The organism is Flavobacterium orientale, from assembly GCF_014638005.1.
GTDB classification, from domain to species: Bacteria; Bacteroidota; Bacteroidia; order Flavobacteriales; family Flavobacteriaceae; genus Flavobacterium; species Flavobacterium orientale.
In genome coordinates this window covers 76,691-88,046 of record NZ_BMFG01000005.1, presented here as the reverse complement: position 1 = coordinate 88,046, position 11,356 = coordinate 76,691, and the positions used below count along the sequence as shown (strand labels likewise).

Genomic DNA, 11,356 nt, shown 5'->3' with positions numbered 1-11,356 from the left:
GCTTACGTTTTTTGTAGTTGGTTATTAAATTTGGCATTCACTATAAATGGAAAAACTAAAAAGTAAAAAGAAATCATCGCGAGCGTTGAAAGGATGATGAAGACATTTAACCAATTTGGCATTTCTAACGAATAGCGTGTGATGAAACCTTCTAAGAATCCTGCTGCAATTGTGAATGGCATGGTACTTAAGAATATTTTTAATCCGTTTTTAAAACCCATTTTAAACGAAACAAATCGAGAATAGGTTTTAGGAAACAGAATAGAAGCCCCTAAAATAAATCCCGCTGCTGTTTCGATAACAATGGCAAAAATCTCCATTGAACCGTGAATCCAAATACCGCGAACACTTTCCCAAAAAACACCTTCTTGATAAAACATATATTGAAAAGCACCCAACATAATACAATTTTGCAGCATGATCCAAAACGTGCCAATACCACCAAATATACCGTATAGAAAACACCGCAAACCTACGTAGAGGTTATTCATAGTTATCGCAATAAAACCACCCCAGTTGCTTCCTGATTTGTAAACGGCTACCGGATTACCTTCTTTAATATTTTCTAACGTCATGTTTACGTAATGATCGCCTAAAATCAATCGCACAAAATCGGTATCATATTTTGCAGATAAAACCCCAATGGCAGTACAAGCAAAAAAGAGAACAAAAGCATAGACCAAATAACGACGGTATTGGTAAACAATCAAGGGAACTTCTGTAGAAAAGAAGTAAATTAATCTGTTTTGTTCCGTTCTTTTCGTCTTGTATATCTTCTGGTAAATTTGCGAAGCCAAATAATTTAAGTAGACAACTGTCTTGCTTTTAGGGTAGTAGGTTTGTGCATACGATAAATCGTTGACTAAATGGATATATAAACTAGCCATTTCATCAGGATTTTTTTTAGCTTTACCAAAAATAGCTTGCTCAAATTCGAGCCATTTTTCTTTATTTTGCTTTATGAATGCAACTTCTCTCATGGTTTGCTAAAATATAAAATATGTCAGAATTATCGATAACCACAACACAAAATGTGACAATTAATTTTACTGCGGCTACTGTAGCCGATAGAATGTTTGGCTATATGCTTGATTTGCTGGTTAAAATAGCCTATGCTATTAGTGTCTTCGGCATCTTTTTTTATTGGTTGCGAATCAATGAAAAAATGGCAGCGATGGATTATTGGTCACAAGCGGCTATTTATGTTTTAGTTTATTCCCCTATAATTTTTTATTCCTTAGTTCTGGAGAGTCTTTTTGAAGGTCAAACTATTGGAAAACGATTGATGAAAACCAAAGTAGTTAAGATTGATGGCTATCAAGCATCGTTTGGCGATTATATTATTCGCTGGATTTTTAGACTTGTAGATGTAAATATTAGTAGTGGTATAATAGGATTAATTACTATGATTATAAGCAAAAAAACGCAGCGTTTAGGTGATATCACAGCGGGTACGGCCGTAATAAGTTTGAAAAACAACATATCAATCAATCATACTATTTTAGAAGAAATTGATGAGGCTTATGTGCCTACTTATCCTTTAGTGATTAAACTAAATGACAACGATGCCCGAATTATTAAAGAAACTTTCAATACGGCTGTTGCCATAAGAGATTATGCAACTTTGATTAGATTGCGAACCAAAATAGAAGAGGTAACCGGAATTAAAAATACGTCAGGAAATGACACCGATTTTATTCGAACGCTTTTAAAAGATTATAATTATTATACGCAAAAAATGTAGTGTTGCCATAACTATAAAATCATTTCTAAATCAATTTCCGGTTACCTATCAGTTTTAATTTTAATGAACTATGGTGTTTTATTTCTTCTGTTGTTCAAATTTGCCTTTATAACGCTCATACAATTCATCTTGACGACTGTCTAAACTGATCCCTCTGCCGTCAATAAAAGCATGCGTTACTTTGTTGGTTTTCATGTCTAAAGCATCACCTTCTGAAATAAAAAGTGTGGCACTTTTGTTATGTTCTAAAGTTCCGTAATTTTCTGAAATTCCCAGTATTTCTGCCGCATTTGAAGTGATTAATTGTAACGCTTCTTCTTTGGTTAAACCCCAAGCCGCACAAGTTCCTGCATAAAAAGGCAAGTTTCTGGTTTGCATGCGTTCCATGTCACCTTGGTTTTGAAGAGCTGTTAAAACCCCTTTTTTGACCAATAAAGCAGCATTTTTATAAGGTAAATTAACATCTTCATCTTCCAGTAGCGGCAAATCATGAACACGTTTTAATAAAACGCTTACTTGATTTTGTTTTAAATCATCTGCCACTTTAAAAGCATAATACCCACCCACAATCACCATTTTAGCGATTTTGTTTTTTTGTTTAAATAAAAGAGCATCGCGTATTTCTTTTTCGCCATCAGCGTGAACATACAGTTTTTTTGTTCCGGCTTGCAAACCGTTCATCGCTTCCAGTGAAATATCTTTATTTTTTCTATCACCACTCAAATAATTGGAGGAAAGCGAAAAGAAGTCTTGAATCGCTTTTATTTGATTTTCATACTCTTTATTGGCTTCAATGCCACCCGGTTCAGCCCACCATCCGGTTCTGACATAACTTCGTGGCCAATTTAAATGAATCCCTTCGTCGGCTTTTACGACAGCATCTTCCCAATTCCAGGCGTCCAATTGCACCACAGAAGAAGTTCCGGAAATTCGTCCGCCACGAGGTGTGATTTGAGCTAACAAAACGCCATTCGGACGTGTGGTTTCCGTGATTAATGATTCTGCATTATATGCAATGATGCTTCGAATGTGCGGATTCATTTCGCCCATTTCTCTCACATCATCACTTGCTTTTACAGCATCAATTTCTACCAATCCTAAAGTTGAATTAGGAGCAATAAAACCCGGATAAATATGGTGATTTTCATTGACTGTAATTACAACATCATGTTTGGCCGGTTTGGCTAACCTGCCATCAACAACATATTGAATTTTTCCGTCAATAATGGAAATCATGCTGTGTTCTTGAGTGGTTCCATTTCCAATATGAGCCGTACCGCCAATAATTAAAATGGATTGGTTCTGTTTTGCGGCCGGAGTTTGTTGTCCCCAACTAAGCGAAACCAATACTAACGAGATATATAGTGTGTATTTTTTCATGAGTATAAAAATTAAAATTCTTCAAGTAGCGTGTCACAATGGTAATGTTTCACTTCTCTTCGTTTTGGGGTTTGCGTTTTACTGCCTTTGTTTTTAGCGTCAAGCAACTGATTGATCATCAAGTTACGCTCTTTTTGAATGTTTTCAATGATCGCTTCTGATTGTTCTAAATCATAAAAGACAATGCCGTCAATAATTGTTTTTTCCACTTTGGCATAAATGGAAAGCGGACTTTCGGACCATAGCACCACATCGGCATCTTTGCCTACTTTTATGCTTCCCAATCGGTTGTCAACCTGAAGTAATCGTGCCGGATTTAAAGTGACAAAATTCCAAGCTTCTTCTTCAGAAACATTCCCGTATTTCACAGTTTTTGCCGCTTCTTGATTCAACCTACGTGACATTTCAGCATCGTCAGAATTTATAGAAACCAAAACACCTTCGCCTTGCATCAAGGCAGCATTGTGTGGAATAGCATCTTTTACTTCGAATTTATATCCCCACCAATCAGAAAAAGTGGAACCTCCAACGCCATGAGCCGCCATTTTATCGGCCACTTTATAGCCTTCTAAAATGTGAGTAAAGGTTTGAATTTTAAATTGGTACCTGTCGGCCAATTTCATCAACATGTTAATCTCAGATTGCACATAAGAATGGCAGGTAATAAACCTTTTTTTGTTTAAAATCTCAACCAAAACTTCCATTTCAATATCATATCTTGGTTTTATTTTGGTTTTGCTTTTGGAAGCGTTATAGGTTTTCCATTCTTTTTCATACGCTAAAGCTTGGGTAAAATAATCTTCATAGACTTGTTCAACGCCCATTCTTGATTGCGGAAAACGCGAGCCTCCAGTTCCCCAATTGGATTGTTTTACATTTTCTCCCAAAGCAAATTTGATGTATTTTGGAGCCTCTTTCACTAACATTTCTTCCGGTGAATAGCCCCATTTTAGTTTGATAAAAGCAGCTCTTCCTCCAATTGGATTCGCAGAACCGTGTAATAAATTAGCGGAGGTCACACCGCCTGATAAATTTCTATAAATGTTGATGTCTTCGGAGTTGATTACATCTTCAATGGTTACTTCAGCAGATGAATTTTGACCGCCTTCGTTTACGCCACTTGAAATGGCAATGTGTGAATGTTCGTCAATAATACCCGCCGTTAAGTGTTTTCCGGTTGCATCAATGGTTTTGGCATTTGCACCGCTAATGTTTTTTCCAATTCGGATGATTTTACCGTTTTGAATTAAAACATCGGTTTCTTTTAAAATCCCTTCCGATTCACCGGTCCAAACCGTTGCATTTTTAAATAAAAGGGTTTCTTGTTTTGGTTTTTCTTTGTTACCAAAGGCCACATTAGGATAGGCGATAGGTACCATTTCAGGAACCACAATTTCTTCTGTCGGTTTTTCTTTTACCTTATTGGGTTCTTTTAATTGAGCTGTCCAAGGGATTACCCTACCATCTTCTAAAGTTGCGGTTCCTTTGAAAGCGGCATTATCAAAAACACCGTTTAATCGCATGTAACCTTTTGCCGTGGAGTCTTTGCTTTTTACCAACAAATTAATCCAAGGGTCATTGAATTGTGTTTTGGTATCAAACGAAATACTGTCTTTCGTTATTTTGGCTTCAGGTTTTGACGCTTCCCCTTCAATTTTTAATTCATAGTTTATTTGATTGACCACTAAGTCATAGGTTCCTCTGCTATCCAATCCATCAAATTTTGACAGGATGGTTCGGTTGCCTTGTACCCAATTTTCGTGAAGAATGGTTTTCGATTCAAATAAATCACCGGAGGTTATAATGAAATTGGCTAAGCTTCCTTTCTTTAAACTTCCTAAATTAGCGGATTGATTCAATAATTGTGCAGGAATTGTGGTTAATGCAGCCAACGCTTTTTCTTTCGGCAATCCATAAGCCACAGCTTTTCGCAATTGCGTTAAAAATTCTTTTTGATTTTTTAAATCGGAAGCCGTTAAAATAAAATTGATATTGTTTTCTGCCAGTATTTTTAGATTGAACGGAGCTTGGTTCCAAAATTTCATATCGGTTAAACTCACTTGATAGGCCAAAAAAGAGTTGGAAACATCATAAGCTTCCGGAAATTCTAATGGAATAATATAAGTGGCTCCTGTTTTTTTAATTTCTTCAATACGTTCAAATTCGTTTCCACTTCCTTTGATGAGGTAGTTGACGCCAAATTCTTTACCAATTGTTGCTGCTCGCAAGGCATTCAGTTTATCGCCTGCATTAAAAATTTGGAGCAATTTTTTATTTTGATTGAAAGCATCCAAAGACAAATCAACAGTTTTTGAATTCCCTTTTTCATACCATTCTGCATCGTGATAGACCTGACGAAGTAACGCCATACTGCCCATCAAAGATGATGGATACGCCTGACGGGAATTTCTACTACGTCTGAAGGTAAAATGTTGCGATACTTTTTGATTTAAAATACGCGTTGCATTATTATTCGCGTCGTTTAACGTCCAAAGTAAACCCGTTCCGGCAATGATGCCATCGCTATTGTGACTTACAACCGTTCCAAAACCAATTTCACGAAGTCCGGCAGCTGATTTGGCATCGTAAGTAACGTTTTCAAAGGCTTGGTATTCGGGTTTGATATGGTCATTCCAATAATAACCTTGTCGGGAAGGTTCGTAAGAGGGTGTGTTCATTCCTCCGCCACGTGGTGTAGCCGGAGCTTTCGAAATACCAAATTCACTATACAAATCAATAAATGACGGATAGATGGTTTTTCCTGAAGCATCAATAACGGTTACATTTTTAGGGATAGTGATGTTGGTGCCAATGTCTAAAATACGATCACCTTCCAGCAAAATAGTTGCTTTTTCCACTTTTTGAGTTGGCGAAACATAAACAGTTGCATTAGTAATAGCAATTTGCGATTTGAAATTTTGACGAACACCGTCATTTTTTGGGAAATAGTCTTGTGCAAAAATTGGTATTACAAACAAGATAAAAAACACGTGAATAAAATTTCTCATGTAAAGGGTTTTTAAAATAAAAGCCATAAATCTAGTGAAAAATTAAATGATTGAATCGAAAAATATGTTTATAAATGATGAAAATCAATTCAAGACAAAAAAAAACTAAAGTAAACCAACTTAAACCATTTTAAACTTCAAATTCCTAACTAATATAATTCCAAATAGTCTTCTTTTTGCTCATTTTTATAAAGACCATTCGCAAGGTTTGATGTTCCGGTAAGGTCATTGAAGCATCTTTTTTCAGGAGTTTCATCGCTTCATGTCGGGCAATTTGCAGAATATCACGATCACGCACCAAATCAGCAATTTGTAGATTCAATACACCACTTTGTTGTGTTCCCATTAAATCTCCCGGTCCGCGAAGTTTTAAATCGACTTCGGCAATTTCAAAACCGTCGTTGGTTCGACACATGGTTTCCAATCGGATTTTGCTATCGTTACTCAGTTTGTGACCCGTCATCAAAATGCAATAACTCTGTTCGGCACCTCGACCTACACGACCGCGAAGTTGGTGTAGTTGCGATAAACCAAAACGTTCCGCACTTTCAATGACCATCACACTGGCGTTGGGGACGTTAACGCCCACTTCAATCACGGTAGTTGCGATCATAATATTGGTTTTTCCGGCAGCGAAACGTTGCATTTCAGCTTCTTTATCCGCCGCTTTCATTTGTCCGTGAACCATAGAAACACTATAATGCGGCAACGGAAAATCCCTTGAAATACTTTCGTAACCATCCATCAAATCTTTATAATCCATTTTTTCACTTTCATTAATCAAGGGATAAACGATATAAATTTGACGGCCTTTGGCAATTTCATCTTTTAAAAATTTCCAAACTTTCAATCGGTTGGAATCATAGCGATGCACGGTTTGAATTGGTTTTCGTCCCGGTGGTAGTTCGTCAATCACTGAAATATCCAAATCGCCATACAAACTCATTGCTAACGTTCGCGGAATAGGCGTAGCTGTCATGACCAAAACATGGGGTGGAATATCATTTTTCTTCCATAATTTCGAGCGTTGTTCCACACCAAATCGATGTTGTTCATCAATGATTGCCAATCCCAAATTTTGAAATTGTACTTTATCTTCCAACAACGCGTGAGTTCCAATAATGATATGCAATTCGCCTGATTCCAATTGTTCATGAATGATTTTACGTTCCGATGTTTTGGAAGAACCGGTCAATAGTTTGATGTTGATATTCAAATCTTTGGCTAGTTCCGTTAACCCATTAAAATGTTGTGTTGCCAGAATTTCCGTTGGAGCCATCAAACAACTTTGAAAACCATTGTCTAAAGCAATCAACATACAAAGTAAGGCTACAATGGTTTTTCCTGAACCCACATCACCTTGTAACAATCGGTTCATTTGGGCATTGCTGCCTAAGTCGTTGCGAATCTCCTTCAACACTTTTTTCTGAGCATTGGTCAATTCAAACGGCAAATGATTTTGATAGAAATCGTTAAAATAATCGCCAATTTTTTCAAATGGATAGCCTTTAATCTTCTGTTTCCGAATAAGATTCTTCGTGATTAATTGCAGTTGAATAAAAAACAATTCCTCAAATTTTAAACGAAATTGGGCTTTAGCCAATAGCTCTTGACTTTTCGGAAAATGAATGTTAAACAACGCGGCATTTTTGGGAATCAGTTTCAATTCATCCAGTAAATAAGCAGGTAAAGTTTCTAAAAAACGGGCTTGTGTTTCCACAAACAATTGCTGCATCATTTTGTTGATGGAGCGATTGGAAATCCCTTTTTGTGTCAACTTTTCTGTAGAAGGATACACGGGTTGCATGGCCGAACGCAGACTTTGCTTGTGTTCTTCCAAAAGTTCCAATTCCGGATGAGCCATGTTAAACTGTCCCGAAAAAGGGGTGACTTTTCCAAAAGCAACATAAGGCGTGTTGAGTTTTAAGGTTTCACGAATCCATTTTTGACCTTGAAACCAAACTAATTCCATTTCGCCGGTTTCGTCTACAAAAGTAGCCACCAGACGACCTCGGCCTATTTTTTGTTCAACCGTTTTAATGTGAATGATTTTGCCGACAATTTGCACTTCTGTATTTCCGGCTTGCAACTCATTGATTTTATAATACCGAGTTCGGTCGATATACCTGTTGGGAAACAACGTCAATAAATCACCATACCGATGAATGCTGAGTTCCTTTCGCAGCATTTCGCCACGGGAAGGACCCACGCCTTTGAGGTATTCGATTGGTGTTTGTAGGATGTCGTTCATTTTCAATGGCAATTGCAATGTCAATGACAGGAGCAATTAAAAGCGAAGATAGTTTTTTTGGAAGGTATTTAAAAATTGAAGTAACTACATTTCTTAAACCATTAAGGAATTAAGGTTCATTAAGATTGATTCTAGTGTATGATAAAATCCGTTCTAATCTGCGTTTGGCGAAGCCAATCTGTTTCATCCGCGTTCAAATCTTTGCGTATCTTTGTATAACTTTGTGAAACTCTGTGAAACAACCATGCGATACCTATTCTTATTCCTTTTCTCTTTTTCCTTTGCTCAACAAACCTCAAAAGTTGATTTTAAAACAATGAACGCCAGGTTGGTTCCAAATGCCACTGAGAAATCCATTTCCGGTCAAGTTAACTATCAATTTGAAGTTTTAAATGCGATTGACACCATTGCCATCGACGCTATTAAAATGGATTTTACTAACGTAAAAATAAATGGTAAATCCATCAACTTTAAAAATACAACTAAAAAACTCCAATTATTCGAAGGCTTTAAAAAGGGTAAAAACACGTTAACGTTTACTTATACAGCCACTCCCAAACAAACGCTTTATTTTATTGGAGAAGGAGAAGATTTACAAATCTGGACACAAGGACAAGGAAAATACACCAGTCATTGGTTACCCAGTTTTGATGATGTGAATGAGAAAGTTATTTTTAATTTGTCAATCGCATTTGATACCTCATTTGAAGTCCTTTCTAATGGTAAGCTTGACGGAACAACTGTTTATCCGCCACTTTCATATCCTAATATAATTTGGCATTATCAAATGACAAAACCGATGTCATCCTATTTAGTGATGATGACCATTGGAAAATTTGCAAAGCAAACCACGAAAACCAAATCCGGCACACCTTTAGAATTTTATTTGGATCAAAAAGATGTCGATAAATTTGAAACCACTTATCAATACACCACGCAAATTTTCGATTTTTTTGAACAAGAAATAGGCGTGAAGTACCCTTGGGAAATCTACCGTCAAGTGCCTGTTCGTGATTTTTTGTACTCCGGAATGGAAAACACCACTGCTACCATTTTTGCTCAGGATTTTGTGGTGGATAAAATAGGGTTTAATGACAAAACGTACATCAACGTCAACGCTCACGAATTAGCTCATCAATGGTTTGGCAATTTAATCACAGCAGAAACGGGAAAACACCATTGGTTGCAGGAAGGTTTTGCTACATATTATGCGTTATTGGCCGAAAAAGAACTTTTTGGCGATGATCATTTTCAATGGGAATTATACGAAATGGCCGAGCGTTTGCAGCAAAATTCCAAAACAGATACGATTCCGTTGCTCAACGAAAAAGCCAGTTCGCTAACCTTTTACCAAAAAGGAGCTTGGGCTTTGCATTATTTAAGAGAAACAATCGGAGCTGCTAATTTTCAAAAAGCAGTAAAAAATTACCTGAAAAAATACAGTTTCAAAAACGTGAATACGGATGATTTTCTAACCGAAGTTAAAGCGGTTTCCTCTTTTGATACTGCTGCTTTCAAACACATTTGGTTGGAACAATCCGGTTTTGAAGTCAACCAGGCTTTGGCTTTACTTCGGAAAAACAAGTTCATGACATCCTATTTGGAATTGGTAGAATTACAATCCAAACCTTTTTCGGAAAAGAAAACTACGTTAGAAAACCTTTTAAAAAGTGACGCTTTTTATCCGCTCAAAGAAGAAGTGGTTTTTCAATTGGCCGAAGTGCCTTTTGAAGAAAAAGAAGCCTTACTTACAATAGCATTGGATGGAAATAATGTAAAAGTACGTCAAGCCATCGCCCGAATTATGGTGGAAATACCAATCCCTTTTCAATCCCCTTATGAATCACTTTTAGAAGATGCATCCTATATCACCAAAGAAATTGCATTAGGCACTTTGTGGAATTTATTCCCCGAAAAACAAGTAGATTATTTAAACCAATCTAAAGATTGGATTGGGTTTAATGATAAAAACTTACGCATACTTTGGCTCACATTAGCGTTGATGACGAAAGACTATCAAAACGAAAATAAAGTGCAATTTTATGACGAATTAATGTCCTACAGTTCGCCTAAATTTGAAAGTTCCATTCGACAGAATGCGTTAACCAATTTGTTGTTTCTGAATCCGAACGATCATAATATTTTGAAAAATTTAGTCAATGCCACCACGCATCACAAATGGCAGTTTACGCTTTTTGCCAGGAATCAAATTCGGGAATTAATCAAAACGGAACGTCACAAAAAGTATTTTGAAGAAATGCTTCCTAATTTAAACGCTGCGGAACAAAGTCAGTTGAAACGATTGTTGGAAAACTAACTCATCAAATTAATCACTTCAGCTTTCAAATAGCTGATAGCTACATAACTTGGCGAAGGTTTTTCCAACAAATCACTCAAAATGACTTCGCGTAATTTGTTAGAAGTTTCCACTTTCTCACTCATTGCCGCTTTTCTAATGTTTTGAATGATGGTGTTTTTGGCTGTTGAAATAACCGTCCAACAATCTTCCGTAATATAAATTTGTTGGGTTAAATTGTGTTCAAATTCTTGCTCAATTTGTTGAATTAATAAGTTTTCATAAGCAGTTTTGTCATCAGAAAGCGGTGCAATTCTAATCAGTAATTTGGCCGGATTGATGCGTTCCAAATACAAAACCATCCGTTCATAGGCTTGCAAACGCATGGGTAAAGCTACTTTGTGCAATTCCTTTAGCAACAAATATTTTCTTTTGTCAGAGTCATTTTTTAAATTCAAATGAAAAAAAGAATAGGCCACAATTCCCGTTATAATTGCCGGTAAAGTATACGATAAAAGTTCAATCCATTTAATTGATTCCATAGTTTGTATTTTTTAATTTGGAGCTACATTCAAACTTACTTTATCTTTTTTTACCATATAAGTCATAAAAGTTTTAAATGCTTATATGACTTATATGATAAAATCAAATTTGAGTTATCATAAAAACGTTTACTG

7 protein-coding genes are annotated in these 11,356 nt (G+C 36.4%); 2 read left to right on the top strand and 5 right to left on the bottom strand.

Annotation, left to right across the window (positions count from 1 at the left end):
- Window positions 1–2: 2 nt before the first annotated feature.
- A complete protein-coding gene (locus tag IEV15_RS07890; RefSeq protein WP_188361980.1) occupies window positions 3–980 on the bottom strand; it encodes a stage II sporulation protein M in 978 nt (325 codons plus the stop codon).
- Between the two features lie 20 nt (window positions 981–1,000).
- Here IEV15_RS07890 and IEV15_RS07885 point away from each other — a divergent pair, with 20 nt between their 5' ends.
- Window positions 1,001–1,744, top strand: coding sequence for an RDD family protein (locus tag IEV15_RS07885; RefSeq protein ID WP_188361979.1), 744 nt, complete (start codon window positions 1,001–1,003; stop codon window positions 1,742–1,744).
- Window positions 1,745–1,822: 78 nt separating this feature from the next.
- On the opposite strand, the gene IEV15_RS07880 is transcribed toward IEV15_RS07885, so the two are convergent.
- From IEV15_RS07880 to recG, 3 genes are all read right to left on the bottom strand, one after another.
- The gene (locus IEV15_RS07880) at window positions 1,823–3,124 is read right to left on the bottom strand and encodes an amidohydrolase family protein (protein WP_188361978.1); all 1,302 of its coding nucleotides are present in this window, start codon (window positions 3,122–3,124) and stop codon (window positions 1,823–1,825) included.
- 11 nt (window positions 3,125–3,135) lie between these two features.
- Window positions 3,136–6,132: an amidohydrolase family protein gene (locus tag IEV15_RS07875; RefSeq protein ID WP_188361977.1), complete on the bottom strand. Its 2,997-nt coding sequence runs from the start codon at window positions 6,130–6,132 to the stop codon at window positions 3,136–3,138.
- A 145-nt stretch (window positions 6,133–6,277) separates the two neighbouring features.
- Window positions 6,278–8,383 (bottom strand): ATP-dependent DNA helicase RecG, encoded by a 2,106-nt coding sequence (gene recG, locus IEV15_RS07870; protein ID WP_188361976.1) that lies wholly within the window; start codon window positions 8,381–8,383, stop codon window positions 6,278–6,280.
- Window positions 8,384–8,627: 244 nt separating this feature from the next.
- Between recG and IEV15_RS07865 the strand changes: the two genes are divergently transcribed.
- Window positions 8,628–10,700 carry a M1 family metallopeptidase gene (locus tag IEV15_RS07865; protein ID WP_188361975.1) on the top strand — a complete coding sequence of 691 codons (2,073 nt, stop codon included), beginning with the start codon at window positions 8,628–8,630 and terminating at the stop codon, window positions 10,698–10,700.
- Here the strand turns inward: IEV15_RS07865 and IEV15_RS07860 are convergent.
- Window positions 10,697–11,221 carry a DUF7935 family protein gene (locus tag IEV15_RS07860; RefSeq protein WP_188361974.1) on the bottom strand — a complete coding sequence of 175 codons (525 nt, stop codon included), beginning with the start codon at window positions 11,219–11,221 and terminating at the stop codon, window positions 10,697–10,699. The two genes, IEV15_RS07865 and IEV15_RS07860, sit on opposite strands and share 4 nt — an antisense overlap.
- Window positions 11,222–11,356 lie beyond the last annotated feature (135 nt).

Excerpts from the sequence above, each read along its gene's own strand:
- IEV15_RS07890 (WP_188361980.1), bottom strand. The coding sequence starts at position 980 with ATGAGAGAAGTTGCATTCATAAAGCAAAATAAAGAAAAATGGCTCGAA.
- IEV15_RS07885 (WP_188361979.1), top strand. The coding sequence starts at position 1,001 with ATGTCAGAATTATCGATAACCACAACACAAAATGTGACAATTAATTTT.
- IEV15_RS07880 (WP_188361978.1), bottom strand. The coding sequence starts at position 3,124 with ATGAAAAAATACACACTATATATCTCGTTAGTATTGGTTTCGCTTAGT.
- IEV15_RS07875 (WP_188361977.1), bottom strand. The coding sequence starts at position 6,132 with ATGAGAAATTTTATTCACGTGTTTTTTATCTTGTTTGTAATACCAATT.
- recG (WP_188361976.1), bottom strand. The coding sequence starts at position 8,383 with ATGAACGACATCCTACAAACACCAATCGAATACCTCAAAGGCGTGGGT.
- IEV15_RS07865 (WP_188361975.1), top strand. The coding sequence starts at position 8,628 with ATGCGATACCTATTCTTATTCCTTTTCTCTTTTTCCTTTGCTCAACAA.
- IEV15_RS07860 (WP_188361974.1), bottom strand. The coding sequence starts at position 11,221 with ATGGAATCAATTAAATGGATTGAACTTTTATCGTATACTTTACCGGCA.